Raw genomic sequence first — 19,129 nt, forward strand, 5'->3', positions numbered from 1 at the left:
ATGGGACCCCATCATGGTTCTTTAAAAATTCAGGACTAACTAAACAAGGCCTGCTCTCAAATGGAGAACAGGCCTGATGCAATGCATTAGTTTATACAGGGAGCCGGATTAGGCCCAAATGGACCCCTGACATCCCCGTCCGGTGTTTGTACCGTATACACATGTTCCTCTTCAAAGGCACCGCTGGTATAGGCAATAACCAAACTGGTTGTGCCCTCTGGGACTTCGATGATGTGCGTGGCTGCGTCACCTTGCCCGGCGGTTATGGTATAATCAGTACCCACCCCGTCTATTTCGAAGGTCAGGAAGGCTCCATCCCAACCATCTCCATATAGATCTTCCATTTCTACGATCCAGGTACCCGGGACGGTCGCGTCGGAGATCGGAGAGCATTTTATAAGTACAATGAAATTAAATGCCTGTCGTTGTTCCGGTTGCCCGGTAATACTTGCGGTAAAATTGTCAAAGGTGAATACAGAACCGTCCGTACCCGTTGCTGTTCCCAGGAATCGAATAAAGTCTCCACCTAAAATATCATCCGTAGAGATCCCCAGTGCGGCAGCAACGTCTGTATAGGGTATAGAGATCTCACTTGGAAAACTGGTTATAGTGGTAAGCGAGACCGTATCACTTGCCACTCCACCGGATTCACGGCTAACACTTAGTTCCCAGGAAGCTACGTTGTTGTTCAGCGCACTTACGGTGGCATTCAGGGAGCTGCTCGCAATATCTCCCTGAGCCACTATAGGCTCTTCAACAATGATCCGTACATACGGTGCTTTCGTCTCATCACCCCCTAACAGATTCAGTGGTTTTTTGTCTTCGTCATCGCAGCTCATAAAGGCAATGGCCCCGATAAGCAGTACGATAATGGATTTTATTGTGATTTTCATTTTTCTTAAATTTTTATATGGTTGAATCAATCTACAAAACCTTCCGGATTGGTATCCCAGAATACCGGTGTAACCGGACCTGGTTTTTGGGTGATGTTCGTATTGTTGTCCGAAGCCACCTGGGGATACCAGTGTGAGCGTATAAAGGTACCCGGATCTGACAAGAAAAATGCAGGTGTCAGATTATCTGGTTGACCGGTTCTTCTATAAGTATTGTAGGCCTCGATTCCGTTGCCCCATAAGGCGATCATGTATTGTTCTACAATAATACGCAGTTTGTCGGTATCTGAACCTGCGTCATAAGCGCTGAGTATATCGTCTACATGATCGTCTATATCCGTCTGTGTAGGGATTAAGCTACTGCCAGCGGCCAGAGTTGCCCCAAAAGCCATTACTGTACCGATAGATTCCCTTACCCCGTTTTCCAGGTAGGTTCTGGCATTTCCTGTTGTCCCTAAGGTCAAAGCGGCTTCAGCAAGCATGAAATTGGTATAGGAAGACATCAAAATTGGTGAGATCCCTGCTCCGATCAGGCCTTCGTTAACTGCGGAGGAACCTGATACATTCCTAAAAGAATCGTCATCAAAAGGACCACCTACCGGATATACCCCAAATTGGGTCCTGAAGGCATCGTCTGGAGGGATACCGTCATTGTCCAGGAAGTTCCTGCCCCAAAGACCGTCAAAGCCATTGATATTTGGTACCAGGCAATAGGGCTCATCAGCGGCCCACCATGAAGGTCTTGAAATTTCGGTAACACATTCTTTGGTCACCACATCCGCACCGGAGTAGTCCCCTACCTGACGGTAGAAATAATAGCGGGTACGCGGATCGGCATCGCCGTATTGGTTAACCAGCAAATTCATATAATAGTTGCACATATAGAAATCCGCATCCGGCCCGGCACCGTCAAAATTCTGTGCAAAATACGGGTGTCTGCTGTCTGGTGCCGCGAGGCTGGTAGCCCACTGAAACTTCAGATCATCGCCTGAATCCAGGATGAGCTGGTTGCCGGCGATCAACTCGTTGATCACTGTTGTGGATTTAGCAGCACCGAATCCTTCTTCATTAGCAAGCCGGGATTGCAAATACAGCTTTAATCTCAGTGTATTGGCTGCTTTTACCCATTTACTTTTATCTCCGCCGTAATACAGATCATTTGTGGGCAGGGCGAATTCCTGTCTGCCCAGGTTGGAGATAGCGTCGAGCAATAGAAGATCCAAAGCAGCATATATGGAAGCGCCGGAATCTACTACCGGATTCAGTATGCCTTCTCCACCGCTTACCGCTTCTGTATAAGGTACGTCCCCAAAAAAGTCGACCATGGTCATCATTACATAGGCCTCCAGGATCTGGCCAATGGCGATATGGGTATAGAATTCGCCTTCCAGCGCAAGCGGATTCATGGTGCGGATGTCTATAAGGGCGCGGGCATAAACATTGTCCCACAACCTGTCATAGTCTACCGGGTCATTAATCTCCCTGTAGGTAGGGCCGTTAGCCCCGTTAAGCATCCGTACGGGTTCCATACCAAACTGGCTCAGACCGTATTCTTCCTGATCTTCTTCTCCGGAATGAATTTCAGCCACCTGAATTTGTATCTGGTTCAGGAAGAAATCAACGCTTGCCTGTTCAGGGCTTAATTCATTCGGACTGGGTACTACCCCCAAATCTGTGGTATCGCAGCCCAGCAAGCAGAAGGTAGCCGTGGTGATAAGCGCAATACTTAATTTATTATATATTTTTTTCATAATACTTTTATTTTTTCCTGACAATTAGAAAGAAGCTCTTATGGTTAATCCGTACCTTCTTGTGGAAGGACCTGTTATAAAGTCAATACCCTGTCCGTTACCTACACCGGTACTTGAAGCATTGGTGTCATAGCGAAGATTTTTCTCAAAATTGATCGCCTTATACCATAGGTTGAATCCGGATAGTGTGAAAGACAGGCTTCCAAAGGGTGTGTTTTCCAGCATCTGCCTGGATAAGGAGTATCCTAAGGAAGCTTCCTGTACCCTTATAGTGGTACCATCAAAAACACTTAGTTCATTGATATCTCCTCCGAAGAAGGTATTAAACCCGAACTCGGTAGAGCTAATTGCTATATTATTAGGTGTTCCATCCTGAAGAACCCCCGGAAGAACGTATTGCGCTTCCCGGTCTATTGGGTCGTCAGCGTCTACGGTTCCTCTACCGATCAGTGCCGCGGATGTAACTGAATAGATATCTCCGCCGTGTCGGTACTGAATATTTGCTGACAAGCTGAAACCTTTATAGGTAAATGTCGGGATTATGGCAGTGGTCCAGTCCGGGTTAGGATCACCTATCTCGGAAATGTTGTTATCCACCAGGTAAAGGCCGTTATTCCCAACTATTCTGTTGCCATTTGCGTCCTTGAGGAAAGTAGTACCCAGGAAAACACCGAAAGGCCTGCCTTCAACGGCGTAGTTGGCTGCTTCTCCGGCGATGGCATCGGTCAATAAAATATTGTTGGTTCCTTCTGCCAGATCGGTTACTGTAGTTTCAATGGTGGTAAAGTTACCCGCGAGGTTAAAACCAAATTTATCCTCTCCACCTCTTAGTACAACAAGATCGTAATCAACCTCTACTCCCTGAGATTTGATCTCTCCAATATTTACAAAAGTACTCAGGAAACCTGTTGAGCTGTCCAACGTCCGGTCTGTGATAAGGTCAGTAGTAGTCTTGTCAAACAAACTGACATTCAGGTTCAGACGGTTGAACAACCTGGTATCGATCCCTATTTCCAGTTCTTCAACCCGCTCGGGCTTCAGATCCTGGTTTCCGAGGGCATCGTTAACCGTATTCCCGGAAATTACCGTTCCGTTTAGGTCTACCAGTGTTCTCGCACCAAGGGTAAGAACATCCCGGGTGTTAAATGGAGTTGGGAACCCTGCAGAAGATCCGTAACCGAATCGCAGTTTCATATAATTGAGCACATCACCCTGCATGTTTTCAAAAGCGGAAGTAGGGACAAACGAAACACTCGCTCCCGGATAGAATAGAGAGTTGTTTTCCCTTTCCAATGTAGAAGACCAGTCATTCCTTCCTACAACATTCAGGTAAAGGAAATCTTTATAACCAAGTGTTGCGTCCAGGTAGACACCTACCAGATTTTCTTCGAAATCCTGATTCATAGCGGTTCCGGAAAATGAATTTGTGGACGAAGGTGTTGTAAAGTTGAAATGCTCCAACACACCAAATACCAATTGTCCCTGACTTTCCAAACCGTCTTGCTGGAAGATATCCCGCCTACTGTTAAGACCCAGAGTGACGTTTAAATTGAGGTCTTCATTGATGTCCTTATTAGCGGTGAGGATCACATCGTGGTTCCAGATAGTGTTCCGAACGGCGGAAGTTCTCAATATCCCGAGTACAGGACCATCAACCCCACCGCGATTCTGTCCGTAGGAGTTCAATTCTGTATAGGTGTCAAGACCCAATCTATAGGTCAGTCCCAGCCAATCGTTCATCTGATAGGTTGCGGACATATTCCCCAGGAATCGATCCGTATCCTGGGTAGTCTTGGAATTGGCCACGGTCCAGTAAGGATTCTGAATATCGTTTCCGGAACGATAGTATACACTTCTACCGTCGGCAGCCTGGAATGGAAGGTTGGTAAGATCAACACTTCTCGGGGTATACAAAAGATCCCCGAAGATGGCTCCACCGAGGAAGGCGGCTCCACTTCCCGTACTCACGGCGTTTGGGGGAGATTTATATCCGGTTCGTATAAAATTAAATACTCCTGAAACGGTAAAGTTGTTCGACAGCTGAGCGCTTCCTCCCAAACTAAAGTTGTTTCGGAGTACTTCATTACCCGGGGTTACCCCAATGTCGTTGGTACGTCCGTAATTCGCATTAAAATTTATCTTTTCAGAACCTCCTCTGACATTCAGCGAGGTACTGCTTACAAATCCTGTTCTGAAAAACTCCTCAACCCCATTGTATGGTTGATAGGGGTAGGGGTCGTCCAGCAGGTCTTCAAAACCCGCGATCAGGGTTGGGTCTGCAATAAAGTTATGAGGGTGTCTCAACAGCGCTACACCACCGGGACCATCAGAGAGGAATTGTGCTGCATTTGCGATACCATCGTCATCAGTTCTGTCGAAACGAGGCCCCCAGTTACTGAAGAAATACCCAAAGCCCTGGTGAAAACCACCTCCGTAATTATTTTGATACCGCGGAACAATTGCTTTGGAAGCAAAGATGGATTGTGTTACCGAGATCTCATTCTTTGAAGCGGTTTCTCCGGAAACCGAATTTTTTGTGGTAATGAGGATTACCCCGTTTCTTCCTCGGTTACCGTATAGCACCGTCGCACTTAACCCCTTAAGTACACTGACACTCTCTATGGTGTTCGGGTCAATATCGAGAAACCTGCTCGATTCCGTGTTCCCGTCCAGAAAGTCCGTTTGTGTATTAGTGCCGGAGTCGAATGGAACCCCGTCTACAATAAATAAGGGTTGGTTAGACTGTGTGGCCGAGGAATAACCCCTGATGATGATGTTGGTACCTGAACCTGAAAGTCCGTTGTTAGAGGTTATGTTTACCCCTGCAACCTTTCCATTAAGGACCCTGGCGATATCAGCTTCTGGCCTGGACTCTACCAGTTCAGATTCCACGGTGGTTACTGCGTAACCCAGCGACCTTTTTTCCCGAACGATACCCTGGGCCGTCACTACGACCTCTTCGAGCGCCTGGGTGTCTTCCTCCATTTGGACGTTCATGGTGTTGGAACTGCCTACGAGCAATTCCACGGTTTGTTGTCCTAGATAAGAAAAGACCAGTGTCTGGCCCTCGCTCACCTGGATGAGGTAGTTACCGTCAAAATCAGATTGTACACCGGTAGTTGTTCCTTTAATAACAATGTTTACTCCTGGTAAGGGAACGCCAAAGCTGTCTGTAATGGTTCCCGAGACCGTTTTTTCTTGTGCATATGCCCAGGAGGTCCCCAATAGGAATAGCATAAGCAACCGAATCCATGTTTTTCTCATGTTTTATAATGTTTAAGTTAGCGTGCAAAAATGCGGCTCAGGGTGTTGGCTGATTAATTCAAAAACCGCTATGGCTAAAGAATTCGATTGTGAGGTAAGTGTTTAGGAGCTGCATTATTGACATTAGCTAGTTTTCATGCCTAATGTAAGTTGGTGTATGAGTAAATGGGGAAATACTGATAAACGTTTACTTATCCGATGAATGCTTACGGATGTTTTACCTTTTCTAACATTTTGTAGCCCTTCTGTGATATTGTTATTGGCGAAAAGCGGGTTTTTTGGTTGTTTTTCGCCGGTTTTACCGATTTAACAGGAAAAGTGCCATAGATTGTACCTAATCTGGCTTTAAATGGAAATAGATAATTCTGATACTGAAGTCCTGCTGATGAAGAGGAAATGTAAATTGCAGCCCTGAATAATTTTGATAGCTAATTCAAATAATTACAGTCTAAAAAATGAGACAGAAGTTTTTTTAGAAGTAAGTGATCAGGGCTGCTTTACATTTAACAGGTTGTTTATTCAAAGAAAGGATGTCTGCTCCTAATTACAGGAAAGACTTATAAACGTTTACTATTCCGATGAATGTTTACGCCTGTTTTACTGAGAATAACGCCAGATTTCATTATAAGTTATAATAATAACTTAAAATAGTGACCATATCATTTTTCTCATTCAACTTTAGACCTTCCTTTTTTATCTTTTTATCAATGGTTTTACCTTTATCGCCGAATGTCTTAATAAGTGTTTTCTTCTTTTTAGGCAATAAGACCAGTTTTTGTCCCTCAGAATCTTGCTCAATGAGGTAAAAGCTGTTTTTATTTTTTACGAATTTGGCAGGTATTGGCTGATCGTAACTGCTTTTCGCCGGTTTGGCCTCAACGTAACGTATATTTTCTTTCATATAGAGCATGAACTTATCATTGGAAAAGACCTTTTCGAGAAAGACTTTTTCCTGTTTGCCATTTTCAGTTTCTACAGGATGGATCTCGAAAATACGCTCGGAGCCGTCCCTTAGTTTTACACTATAAGCTTTAGACATGGTAAGTCCCAGAATATTTTCTCCCTGTTTGACTTCAATAACGTTTTCCACGGCATTAAAGCGCACCATCTTAGTTTCCTTGATATTGTTGATTTGGGCGGGCAGAAAATCTTCATACAAATATGGACTTCCTTCAGTTTCATCGTATTTGATGGTATTGGTACCAACAAAGAATAACAGTTCATTAAAGGAGTCATTACGCGGCCGGTTTATTTGAGCATTAAGACAGGGGGCCAGAGCAAGAGCAAAAACAACAGTTATCAGTACGGAATTTTTCATAGTTCTTTTAAGCAAAAAACCACCAGGTTCAGGGAAACTCTGGTGGTTTTATTATTTATTTAATGGTCTGAAAAAGTATTCTAGAAGTTCCCTGGGTTCTGAGTAATGTTAGGATTGTTGGTAAATTCATCTTCAACAATCGGGAAGATTACCTTGTCAGCTCCAGGGGCAGATTCCGGTCCACCGCCTGGTCTCAGGTTTTGGTTATTTCTGAGCAGGTCCATTCTTCGATGTCCTTCAAAGCAGAATTCCTTTCTTCTTTCCAATAGGATAGCATCCAAATCAACGGCACCCAATGCTGGAAGTCCGGCTCTTGCACGAATGGCATTTACATCGTTTAGCGGGGTGTCACCTATAGAAGTACCTCCTCTTAAATTAGCCTCCGCTCTGGTCAGATACATTTCCGCCATACGCAGTATCATACCGTCTGAGGCGTTATTAACAACATCTGGATACTTGGTGGTAAAAAAGGTGTTGTTACCCCCCGCGTCCGTTGCCGCCTGTGAAAGCTCATCAAATCTTCTGTCACCAGGTTCAGCCGCGAAAGTATCGATAAGGTCCTGGCTAAAGGGTGCATCACCTCTTCCACCTGGTGCCGGGTTATAGAAATTTACATAGACTTCATCACTGATCGTTGGCTCCTGAGGTCCGTCCGTCGGAGTGTTTAAAGCAACAAATAAGTTCTCCGGAGAACTGGGATTGCTGTCGTAAAAATCGTAATTAGGAGTAAGGGAGAAAACTCCCGATGAAATCACCTGATCTGCGAGATCCGCTGCCTGGCTCCACTGTTCGCGATATAGATATAATCTGGACAAAAGTGCTCTTGCCGCCCCTGCGGTAGCACGACCATCAGTTCCGAAGGGCGCTATATTAGTGGGGTTTTCAGGCAAACTTGCAATAGCGTCCAAAAGATCCTGCTCTATCAAGCCGTGTACTTCATTTACTGTAGAGCGTTCCAATTGGAAATCAGACAGCTCACTTTCTGCAAGGAAAGGCTGTAGTTGAAGGGGCACTCCTAAGTTGGAACCCTGAGCGAACTGGTACGGCTGTGCGAACAGATTTACCAATTGAAAATAGGTCAATGCCCGGAGGAATTTAGCTTCTCCTATAAACTTCGCTTTTTCGGTAGCCGAAAGATCCGGAAGATCTACATCCGGAAGGTTTTGAACAATATTGTTTGCTGCTCCAATAAGCTCGTATCCATCCAGCCAGATGTTATCGATAGAGGTATTGGTAGCCAAAGTCTCATATTGATCTACTTCCTGAAGTGAAGGGAAACTCCCTACGAAATTTACATTGTCCGACATGAAATCAGACATCAGTTGGGCCATCCCGTTAAGGTCACCACTCTGATTTTTACTATAGATACCTACCACAGCTCCATTGATAGAACCTCTGGTATTGAACACCGTAGCAGCTTCAACACTGTCTTCCGGAACAACATCCAGTCGGTCTTCACATGAAAAAGTGATGAGTAGTCCGAATAATATTGCGATTAATTTTATTGTCTTCATTGCTTAATTTTTTTTGAATTAAAACTGTATTCTGGCTCCTAATGAATAGGTTTTTGCCTGAGGTGCGGTGAAGAAAGACTCACCCTGGAATAGTGGATCGATATCATCCGTTACTTCCGGGTCAATTCCTTCCATTTCACTTCGCTTAATAGTAAAGAGGTTGGTGGCAGTTCCGTAGAAACGGACACCTGAAAATATACCTCCTAGTCGATCAAGCACCTTCTGTGGCAAACTGTAGCCTAAAGTTACGTTTTTAAGTCGCAGATAAGAAGCATCCAATTGTTGTTGTGTAGAACGCTGGTTAAACAGATTAAAGGTAGAACTTGTCGGACTGGGTAGGAAAGCATTGTCTCCAGGTTGTCTCCAGTAGTTCAGGTTCTGCCTTCTGATATTTACAATACCCCCGATAGCGTCATTACCGTCCGCAAATCGCAAACCATCGATAACCACATCGTTTCCGTAAGAGTAGTTCATCAGCACAGAAAGGTCAAAATCCCCCCATCGGATGGTATTCGTGATACCACCGGAAAAATCAGGTAGCGGGCTTCCTGTTACCACCCTGTCCGCAGACCCCGGATTGGTTGTAATATTACCGTTTACATCCAGCCATTCTGCATCTCCCGTTTGCGGGTTAACGCCTACATATCGGATCAGGAAGAAGTTATTCAACGATTCTCCTTCGATTGCCCTCTGTATAGGACCATCAATAATCCTTCTGCCTTGCGCATCTGTAGCAGCATCTTCATTGAGTTTAAGAACCTCATTATCTATGGTAGTAAGGTTGAAATTTAAACGCCAGTTGAAGTTTTCTGTCTGCGCGATCACACCGCTAAGGTCAAACTCCCATCCTGAGTTTTCCATCTCACCGATATTCCGACTAATGGTTGCAAATCCGGTTTGTGGAGGAAGCACCTGGTTAAGTAGCAGGTCGCTGGTCGTTTTCTTAAAGTAAGAAACATTGAAATTCAGTCTTCCACTAAACATGGTAGACTTGAATCCGATATCCAAAGTCTCACTTTCCTCCCATTTCAGGTCCGGATTGGCAGGTTGCCCTGGAATAATCCCGGACTGACCGGTGTAATCCGCAATCGCTCCAGCACTGTAAAGTGCCAAAGATGGGAAGGTCCCTAAACGGTCATTACCTACAGTACCGATACTTGCTCTCAAAGACAAATAATCAAAGAAGTTAAGGTCTTTGATGAATGTTTCCTCGGAAAGGATCCAACCTGCAGCTGCAGACCAGAAATAACCGAATCTATTATTTGCCCCGAATCGAGAAGAACCGTCACGTCTTATAGATCCTTCTACTAGGTACTTTCCTTTATAGTCATAGGAGACCCTGCTAAAAAGACCAAAAAGCCTTGATGGGAAACGATCTCCGTTTAATACTGTTGGTGTAGAACCGGAACCAAGATTTCTAAGGTCGTCTGTAAGGAAACCTGTAGAGAATACATTCAGACGGGTTCTCATGGTCTCTTCGTAGTTAAGACCTAATAATACGTTTAAATTATGATCATCTCCAAAGGTGTTCGTATAATTTAGCGTTTGGTTGGTCAACCATCGCTCTTCACGTACACTTACCTGCTGACCAAGTCCACCAGGACTGTTGAATTCCGCTTCTCTAGTAGTTTCTTCAGTGTCCAGACGGTCCATACCGAATTCCGAACGCCAGGTAAGGCCAGGTAGCGGAGTAACTTCTGTAAAGGCGTTTCCGATGACCCTGAATGTTTTTAACTCCCTGTCGTCTAATGCTACACGGGCGAAGATATTAGGGATAAAGGAACCGGATTGTACAAAGTTGCCCTCGTCGTCAAAAGCCCTTACTACCGGACTTTGCAGGAAAGCAGTTGTAAACGGCGCATCGATCTCATTCTCAATAAAAACCCTTGCCAGTCTGTTATTGGTAACCCCAAGGTTCATGCCGGCCTTTAACCAATCTGTCACATCTGTGTCAATATTAATCCGAGCGGCAGCTCGCTGCTGGTCGTTACCTATGATAAATCCTTCCCGGTCCGAATAGTCAAGTCCGAAGAAGAATGAGCTTTTTTCTCCACCTCCTCGTACTCCGAGATTGTAGTTCTGAGAAATTCCTGTACGCTGTACTCCTCCAAGCCAGTCAGTACCAGGATCTCCGATGGATCCAAGTCCCAGGTCTTCCGGAGAAACCGGGGTTCCCTGTTGCAGCGTAGCTACTTCGGATTTGAATTGTCTGAATTCATCGGCCGTCAGTATTTCCGGTACATCGGTAGATTCTGAAAACTGAGTGTTTACATCCAGGGTAACGGTAGTTTTGGAATTTCTTCTACCTTTTTTAGTGGTGATCAGAATAACCCCGTTTGCACCCCTTGACCCGTAAATAGAAGTTGCCCCTGCATCCTTAAGTACAGTAAGCGACTCTATATCATTAGGGTTTACATAAGAGAGGGGGTTGATATCTGTATTACCACCCCTGTTTAATGTATTTCCTTCAGTATCTGTGATAGGAACCCCGTCGATCACGATAAGGGGCTGACTACCGGAGTTAATGGAGTTTACACCTCGCACCCTGATCACAGCCGCAGAACCGATAACCCCAGAGGCATTTACGATCTGGGTACCGGCGGATTGTCCCTGAAGCAGCTGATCCGCAGATACTACCTGCAGATTCTCTATGGCTTCTTCCTTAACAATACCTACGTTCTGGATGATCTTTCGTTCTTCCTGGTTACCATAACCGATGACTACTACTTCTTCCAGTGCCTGAGCGTCCTCCTCCATTTGTACATTTAAGGTGCTGGAAGCTCCCACAGTCCGTTCCGTGGTACGTTGACCTAAATAGGAAAAGACCAATACATCGCCCTCGCTCGCGCTAATGGCATAATTCCCGTCAAAATCCGATTGAGTCCCGGTTGTCGTACCCTTGATCACAATGTTGACCCCGGGTAGGGGAATGTTGTTTTGGTCTGTGACCAGACCTGTAATTGTTTTTTCTTGTGCAAAAGAAAGTGTCATCCCCATGAGGAATAACAAGCACAGCCAGTTACATTTTTTTTTCATACGAATTAAAGTTTGAGTTATAATGTAAGTGGCAGCCCTGAAAGGTATTGATGACTAATTCAAATAAATACCCAAAAAAATGAGACCAAAGTAGTGTCTTTAAGGATACTTTTTCAGAGCTGCATTATTTACATTAGCTAGTTATGGCGTCAAAGTAACGGGCTGTACCAGAAATTGGAGGAAAGTCTTATAAACGTTTACTTAGCCGATGAAAGTTTACGCTTCTTTTACGTTTTACGACCTGACGTAGATCTTTTGGTACTCACTGGGAGTCAGTTGAGTATCTTTTTTGAAGGCTTTATTAAAAGTTACTTTATTGTTGTAACCGACTTCATAAGCAATATCTATGATATTTAAATTCTTCTTGCGATCACTATCCAGGATTTTCTTGGCTTCTTCAATCCTGTACTTGTTGATAAGTTCATGGAAACTCATCTCAAAGTGTTCGTTGATCACCTGTGAAGCGTTGTGTCTTGTAGTGTTTAATCTGGAGGCCAATAATTCCAAGCTGATATCGCTCTCTTTGTAGATCTTTTCCATTTCGAAAAGGGCTATGAGCTGATCCTTCAGTTCTATGGATAAACTGCTGGTGAGGCCGGACTTTTTGTACTTAAAGAATAGAGGATTCTTATAGGCGAAGGTTCCGCTGAAAACATTTGGTTGCACATTGGCGGAATAGCCGATATACAAAACCATAAGTGCCATACTGATTACCTGCATGTGGTAGAAGAATCCCGAATTGATATGATTGGTTATTAAAGTTCCGTATACGGCATAGGTAATAATGTAGAATACATGAATAAAATAGATATTGCGCTGCCAGATCCTGTTCTCCGTCGGTAACTCCTGTTCCTGCTTGCTCTTCAAATAGAGCTTGCGGATAAAGAACGCGTAAATGCCTAAAGACAGTAGCTTTAGGGAGACAAGGATGACCAGGTAGGAGGAGTCTCCAGGATTGTAACCGGCAATGGTACGTTCCAGCATCAACTGTAGTTTATCGTCTGCCGGCAAGGCGTAAATAGGCAGTATATAAAAAAGGAACAACACTGTGGGCAACAGATGTAGTAGGTCTATTTTCTTGAATTTATGCTGCTGCGTGATTCGCTTAAAATAAAAGTATAGCAGTGGGCCATACAGAAATATAAATACCGTCGACATCAAATAAGAATGTGGGAACTCATACTGATAATTCGTGATCAGCAGGCAGATATGAAAAATGAAGAAGGAGTGAATGAAAACAAACAGGCTGATCAGTATCCGGGCTACGAAGTCGATCTTTCGGTTAAAGTTGATCACCACGGCAATGTAAAAGCCGACAAACGCAACGTATAAATACACTAAGGCCCAGCCGTTTATCTTTGGGGTATATTTCCTGATCACCTCTTTGAATTCAGGGGCCTTTTGAATTGTGGTAAAGCCTTCACTATAGAGGAAACTCGTGTTGAATTCCTTTAAAAAGTAGCGTTCTATATGATCTGCCGCCTCGCTTGCTTTTCCCAGGCTTGCAGCGCTAAGCGCCATGTTTCTGTAGATCTTGGCACTGTCTCCTGATGCGCCTGGAAGTGCGGCTTTGAGGGATGGTACGGGTTTTTTGTTTACAACAGGGGGTTGAATAAGATCGGCCTCAGCCAGGCTTTGAATATTATTTTGAAAACTTTCGCCAAAATAATCTGCATTTCCTATCGGGGCTATAGGATAACCATATCCGACATAGAAAAGAAACAATAAAACAAGGCGAACCCGTCCCATTTAGTGATTGATGAATTAGCGTTTGCATGAAATTAGTTAATATATGTGCCCAGAAATCTTAAATTTCTCTTAAAAAAGGTAAGCCCCGATAATAATTTACCTTTTAGAAGTGGCCGGAATCCCCTTGTAACCAGCTAAATAGGATAATTATCAATAATATGGAAGAATACAGAGAATATGTTAACAAAAAACCCCGACCGGCAGGTCGGGGTTTAAAACTAACTAACTCAAAAAATACTAACTCAAATAATTCGGTATTGAAACTGTAAAGCCTTTTCCAGTCGGGAAAAAATTTTAACAGTTATATTTTAAACGGGGAAATCCCAGGTATATTGTGGTGATTATTAGGAATTTTCGCCCTTTAATCCTGCAAGGCAAAAACCCTTTGAAGTAAGGTGGTCGTCCTTGAAGAAACCTGATCGCGAATCGCTTTTTCCTCTACCGCTATCATCGTAAAAACCCCCTTGAGCGCTTCGGTGGTTACATAGTCTGTAAGATCTGGATTTACAGGTTTTACCAGAGGGATTGTGTTGTACCTGGTAATCAGTTTGCTCCAGACCTGATCCGCACCAACTTTCTTAAATGAGCTCTGGATCACCGGATTGAACCTGGCATAGAGCGGGTCCCTGGTTTTACCGGATAGATACTGTGTAGCCGCGTCCTGAGTACCCAGTAATATATTCCTGGCATCATTGAACGTAATACCCTTTACTGCATCCACAAAAATGGGCGTGGCTTCTCCTACGGCTTTTTCTGCTGCCCGATTGAGCAGCAGCAGCCCTTCGTCCGCAAGTTTACCGAGTCCGATATCCCTAAGAGTCTTATCCACTTTCTGAAGTTCCTCGGGTAAGAGGATCTTCACCAACTGGTTTTTATAGAAGCCATCAACTGCGGTGAGTTTGCTCACCTGCTTGTCAATACCCATCTGCAGCGCCTCCCTGAGGCCGTTAGCAATTTCGGCATTTGTAATCGGGGCACCTCCGCCGGGAAGCTGATTTACAACCTGTTGTAATTCGCCACAGGCCGTGGCGGTCAATACCAATAGAATGAGGAATAGCTTTTTCATAGACATAGAACGTCTGTATATGAGGAATTGTTTTGTGAAGGACTTAATTCTTAGTATAGCCGGAGTAGAACTAGGAAAAAATGACCGTTTTATTGTTGTATACCATGGTCTTGCGATCAATATGTAAGTGCACTGCTCTGGCCAGCACTATCTTTTCCAGGTCCCTTCCCTTGGCAATGAAGTCCTTAACAGTATGCGCGTGTGAAACCGGTGTAACATCCTGTTCAATGATAGGGCCGGCATCTAACTCCTCCGTAACGTAATGGCTGGTAGCGCCTATGATCTTGACACCACGCTCAAAAGCCGCATGATAAGGTTTTGCTCCTGCAAAAGCGGGAAGAAAAGAGTGGTGAATATTAATTATTCTATACGGGAACTCACTGATGATCTTTGAGGTCACGATCTGCATATAACGAGCTAGCACGATGAAGTCAATCTTATATTCCTTCAGCAATTCCAGCTGCCGGTCTTCCGCCTTAGCTTTGGTATCACGGGTCACGGGAATATGGTAAAAAGGAATGTCAAATTGCTTTGCAATATATTCCAGATCCAGATGGTTGCTCAAAATAAAAGGGATCTCAACCACCTTTTCTCCGGAACTGAACCTGCTTAGAAGATCGTAAAGGCAGTGATCGTACCTGGAAACAAACAAGGCCATTCTGGGTCTTAAGTGATCCAGATTCAGATTCCATTCCATATTGTAAGGCCCGGCCAGCTGCTCAGAAAAGCTCTTCTCAAAATCCCAAGGCAGCGACTGCCCTTCGAATTCGCACTCCAACCGCATAAAAAATACACCAACTTCTTTGTCAACATGTTGGTCCAGGTAGGTGATATTCCCGCCCTGGGCATGGATAAAGCCGGTAACCGCGCTGATAATACCTGCCTGATCCGGACAGTGAATGAGTATGGTTGCTTTCAAAATCGTACTTTTAGGGTGTAAAATTATAGCATAAAGAATCTACGGTAGTCAAAGGCAAATATTTTTATAAAATTCTGATAATAAGGTTATTTTTTTTGCATTTTCCGTAAATTGCACCCTCTAAATTGACCATTTATTGTTAATGAAGCAAGAAAAGCCGTATAAGCCAAAAAATAAGATTAGAATTGTTACCGCAGCCTCCTTGTTCGACGGGCACGATGCCGCAATAAACATCATGCGACGGATTATACAGGCTACCGGAGTGGAGGTCATCCACCTGGGACACGACAGAAGCGTCGCTGAGGTAGTAGATTGCGCGATCCAGGAAGATGTCAATGCCATTGCCATGACCTCTTACCAGGGTGGGCATAATGAATATTTCAAATATATGTACGACCTGCTCCAGGAACGAGGGGCCGGGCATATCAAGATCTTTGGAGGTGGCGGAGGGGTGATACTTCCCAAAGAGATAGAAGCACTAATGAAGTATGGTATCACCCGAATCTATTCCCCGGATGACGGCAGGAAGATGGGACTTCAGGGTATGATAAACGACCTGGTGATCCAAAGTGATACCGAGGTGCCGGAACTCTGTCTGCCAAAAGCGAAGAAGTTGAAGCAATGTCTGGAAGAAAAACAAGCGGGTGTGCTGGCTCGTTTGATCAGCCTGGCTGAGAACAGACCGGAAGAATTCGAAAAACACTTCAATTCCCTCGAAAATAGTCCAAAAGAACCTCCTGTACTGGGTATTACCGGCACAGGTGGAGCTGGTAAGTCGAGCCTTGTAGACGAGTTAGTGCGCCGATTTTTGATGGATTTTCCCGATAAGCATATCGGGATTATTTCTGTTGACCCGTCCAAGCGGAAAACCGGCGGGGCTTTGCTGGGAGACCGGATACGGATGAATGCCATTAATAACGAGCGGGTTTATATGCGCTCACTGGCCACTAGGCAATCCAACCTGGCCCTTTCTAAATATGTGAGTGAAGCCGTCAGGGTTCTAAAAGCCGCTGCCTTCGACCTTATTATTCTGGAGACCTCAGGTATAGGCCAATCGGATACGGAGATCATAGAACACAGCGACGTTTCTCTATACGTTATGACCCCGGAGTTCGGTGCGGCCACACAACTGGAAAAAATAGACATGCTTGATTTTGCCGACCTGGTGGCGATAAACAAGTTTGATAAGCGCGGAGCATTGGACGCCCTCAGGGATGTCCGCAAGCAATACGTACGCAATCATGGACTATGGGAAGAGGAAGACGAATCTCTGCCCGTATATGGTACTATAGCCTCGCAGTTCAACGACCCGGGCATGAATCTTTTGTATACCCGGCTTATGGAAAAGCTGGATGCAAAAACCAATGCCGGACTGCAAAGTAAATTGGAATTGAGCGATGAAATGTCGGAAAAAAGGTATGTGATCCCACCTGCAAGAACGCGCTACCTTTCCGAAATATCCGAAAACAACCGAGCCTATGACGACAAATCAAAACAGCAAAGTCTGGTAGCACAGCGTCTATACGGCATCTACCAAACGGTTATGTCTGTTAGCCATATCGGGAATGAGCGGGATGATAATGAGAGCCCTTCCTTTTTGGACGCCAACGGACTTCAACAGAAGAAGATCATAGCTGCGGCCCCGAAGGATATCAATACCGCATTGTTAGGGGAGCTTTTCAAGGAATTCGAAAGGATCAAGCTGGACCTTGACCCATACAACTGGGAAACCATCTTAAACTGGAGCGAACAGCAAAACCGCTATGCTCAGGATCAGTTTGATTTCAAGGTCCGTGGCAAGAACATTAAGATGGACACCACTACCGAGTCATTGTCCCATTCGCGAATACCAAAGGTTGCCTTGCCAAAATACAGGGCATGGGGAGACTTGCTTTTATGGAGTCTTCAGGAAAATGTGCCCGGCTCTTTTCCATTTACTTCAGGTTTATACCCATTTAAGCGAACCGGGGAAGATCCTACGCGTATGTTTGCAGGAGAAGGAGGACCGGAACGGACGAATAGAAGGTTTCATTACGTAAGCCTGGATATGCCCGCCAAAAGATTGTCCACGGCATTTGACTCGGTTACCCTTTACGGGAACGATCCCGGGCACAGGCCGGATATCTACGGAAAGATCGGGAATGCCGGGGTCTCTATCTGTTGCCTGGATGATGCAAAAAAGCTGTATTCCGGTTTTGATCTCAGCAACCCAATGACCTCGGTGAGTATGACCATCAATGGGCCGGCCCCTATGCTATTGGGCTTCTTCCTAAACGCCGCTATCGATCAGAACTGCGAAAAATATATTAGGGAAAACGGCCTTGAGCAGGAGGTTGAGGCCAAAATAGAGAAGCTTTTCAAAGAAAAAAAGGCCAAAAGGCCTGTTTACCACGGAGAGCTTCCTGAAGGAAATGATGGTTTGGGACTGATGTTACTCGGGTTGACCGGAGATATGGTGCTCCCGGCTAAGACTTACGAGGAAATAAAGGCACAAACCCTAAGGCAGGTAAGGGGTACTGTTCAGGCAGATATCCTTAAGGAAGACCAGGCTCAGAATACCTGTATTTTCTCAACGGAATTCGCTCTGAGATTGATGGGCGATGTTCAGGAGTATTTTATAGACCAGAGCGTCAGGAACTTTTATTCGGTTTCCATCTCTGGTTATCATATCGCTGAAGCCGGAGCGAATCCCATAACGCAATTGGCCTTTACGCTATCCAACGGATTTACCTATGTAGAGTATTTCCTGAGCCGGGGGATGGACATTGACAAATTCGGTCCTAACTTGTCCTTTTTCTTTTCTAATGGCGTGGATCCGGAGTACGCGGTAATCGGGAGGGTTGCCAGAAGGATTTGGTCTAAGGCCCTGAAAGAGAAATACGGAGCTTCCGCCAGGGCGCAGATGCTAAAATACCATATCCAGACCTCGGGTAGAAGTTTGCACGCTCAGGAAATTGATTTTAACGACATAAGAACCACACTTCAGGCCTTATACGCTATTTACGATAATTGTAATTCCCTGCACACCAACGCTTACGACGAAGCGATCACTACACCTACCGAAGAATCTGTGCGCAGGGCCATGGCTATTCAGCTGATCATCAACAAGGAGTTGGGCCTGGCAAAGAACGAAAATCCGCTTCAGGGGTCCTTTATCATTGAAGAATTAACGGACCTGGTAGAAGAAGCAGTATTGCTCGAATTCGACAGAATCACTGAAAGAGGTGGGGTTCTAGGAGCCATGGAGACCATGTATCAGCGATCCAAGATCCAGGAAGAAAGTTTGCACTACGAAACTTTGAAGCATACCGGAGCATATCCAATTATCGGGGTAAATACTTTTTTGAGTTCCAAAGGCTCGCCTACCGTCTTACCCGCTGAGGTCATCCGTGCCACGGAAGACGAGAAAAAACAACAAATACAAACCCTGGAGAGCCTGCATCTGAGAAATAAGGATGAAGCCAAAGATCAACTTGCTTTGCTTCAGGAAACCGCTATAGCGCATAAAAATCTGTTTGAACAGCTCATGGAAGCCACAAAAGTTTGCTCTTTGGGGCAAATCACCAAAGCGCTTTTCGAAGTTGGTGGGCAGTATCGCAGGAATATGTAGGGTCAGGAG

At 44.9% G+C, this 19,129-nt stretch carries 10 protein-coding genes; 1 reads left to right on the top strand and 9 read right to left on the bottom strand.

The features are described 5' to 3' along the window. Positions 1–86 precede the first annotated feature (86 nt). The 9 genes from GTQ38_RS04105 to purU form a co-directional block, all read right to left on the bottom strand. Entirely contained in the window at positions 87–893 is an 807-nt protein-coding gene (locus GTQ38_RS04105) for a hypothetical protein (protein ID WP_161434214.1), read from the bottom strand. A 26-nt stretch (positions 894–919) separates the two neighbouring features. Next, complete coding sequence (locus tag GTQ38_RS04110) at positions 920–2,644, bottom strand: SusD/RagB family nutrient-binding outer membrane lipoprotein (protein WP_161434215.1); 1,725 nt, start codon at positions 2,642–2,644, stop codon at positions 920–922. Positions 2,645–2,668: 24 nt separating this feature from the next. Further along, positions 2,669–5,908, bottom strand: coding sequence for a SusC/RagA family TonB-linked outer membrane protein (locus GTQ38_RS04115; protein WP_161434216.1), 3,240 nt, complete (start codon positions 5,906–5,908; stop codon positions 2,669–2,671). A gap of 622 nt (positions 5,909–6,530) precedes the next feature. Beyond that, positions 6,531–7,226 (bottom strand): hypothetical protein, encoded by a 696-nt coding sequence (locus GTQ38_RS04120; RefSeq protein ID WP_161434217.1) that lies wholly within the window; start codon positions 7,224–7,226, stop codon positions 6,531–6,533. Positions 7,227–7,306: 80 nt separating this feature from the next. Next, the gene (locus tag GTQ38_RS04125; RefSeq protein ID WP_161434218.1) at positions 7,307–8,740 is read right to left on the bottom strand and encodes a RagB/SusD family nutrient uptake outer membrane protein; all 1,434 of its coding nucleotides are present in this window, start codon (positions 8,738–8,740) and stop codon (positions 7,307–7,309) included. 18 nt (positions 8,741–8,758) lie between these two features. Continuing rightward, positions 8,759–11,776 (bottom strand): SusC/RagA family TonB-linked outer membrane protein, encoded by a 3,018-nt coding sequence (locus tag GTQ38_RS04130; protein ID WP_161434219.1) that lies wholly within the window; start codon positions 11,774–11,776, stop codon positions 8,759–8,761. Between the two features lie 234 nt (positions 11,777–12,010). Then, positions 12,011–13,525 carry a helix-turn-helix domain-containing protein gene (locus GTQ38_RS04135; RefSeq protein WP_161434220.1) on the bottom strand — a complete coding sequence of 505 codons (1,515 nt, stop codon included), beginning with the start codon at positions 13,523–13,525 and terminating at the stop codon, positions 12,011–12,013. A 361-nt stretch (positions 13,526–13,886) separates the two neighbouring features. Then, positions 13,887–14,591: a DUF4197 domain-containing protein gene (locus GTQ38_RS04140; protein WP_161434221.1), complete on the bottom strand. Its 705-nt coding sequence runs from the start codon at positions 14,589–14,591 to the stop codon at positions 13,887–13,889. Positions 14,592–14,661: 70 nt separating this feature from the next. Next, the gene (gene purU, locus GTQ38_RS04145) at positions 14,662–15,510 is read right to left on the bottom strand and encodes a formyltetrahydrofolate deformylase (RefSeq protein ID WP_161434222.1); all 849 of its coding nucleotides are present in this window, start codon (positions 15,508–15,510) and stop codon (positions 14,662–14,664) included. Between the two features lie 142 nt (positions 15,511–15,652). On the opposite strand from purU, the gene GTQ38_RS04150 reads away from it, so the two are divergent. Further along, the gene (locus GTQ38_RS04150; RefSeq protein ID WP_161434223.1) at positions 15,653–19,120 is read left to right on the top strand and encodes a methylmalonyl-CoA mutase family protein; all 3,468 of its coding nucleotides are present in this window, start codon (positions 15,653–15,655) and stop codon (positions 19,118–19,120) included. Positions 19,121–19,129: the final 9 nt, after the last annotated feature.

The organism is Poritiphilus flavus, assembly GCF_009901585.1.
Taxonomy (GTDB): Bacteria; Bacteroidota; Bacteroidia; order Flavobacteriales; family Flavobacteriaceae; genus Poritiphilus; species Poritiphilus flavus.

What these genes read in the sequence shown, in the direction of transcription:
- GTQ38_RS04105 (WP_161434214.1), bottom strand. Translation starts at nt 893, where the DNA reads ATGAAAATCACAATAAAATCCATTATCGTACTGCTTATCGGGGCCATT.
- GTQ38_RS04110 (WP_161434215.1), bottom strand. Translation starts at nt 2,644, where the DNA reads ATGAAAAAAATATATAATAAATTAAGTATTGCGCTTATCACCACGGCT.
- GTQ38_RS04115 (WP_161434216.1), bottom strand. Translation starts at nt 5,908, where the DNA reads ATGAGAAAAACATGGATTCGGTTGCTTATGCTATTCCTATTGGGGACC.
- GTQ38_RS04120 (WP_161434217.1), bottom strand. Translation starts at nt 7,226, where the DNA reads ATGAAAAATTCCGTACTGATAACTGTTGTTTTTGCTCTTGCTCTGGCC.
- GTQ38_RS04125 (WP_161434218.1), bottom strand. Translation starts at nt 8,740, where the DNA reads ATGAAGACAATAAAATTAATCGCAATATTATTCGGACTACTCATCACT.
- GTQ38_RS04130 (WP_161434219.1), bottom strand. Translation starts at nt 11,776, where the DNA reads ATGAAAAAAAAATGTAACTGGCTGTGCTTGTTATTCCTCATGGGGATG.
- GTQ38_RS04135 (WP_161434220.1), bottom strand. Translation starts at nt 13,525, where the DNA reads ATGGGACGGGTTCGCCTTGTTTTATTGTTTCTTTTCTATGTCGGATAT.
- GTQ38_RS04140 (WP_161434221.1), bottom strand. Translation starts at nt 14,591, where the DNA reads ATGAAAAAGCTATTCCTCATTCTATTGGTATTGACCGCCACGGCCTGT.
- GTQ38_RS04150 (WP_161434223.1), top strand. Translation starts at nt 15,653, where the DNA reads ATGAAGCAAGAAAAGCCGTATAAGCCAAAAAATAAGATTAGAATTGTT.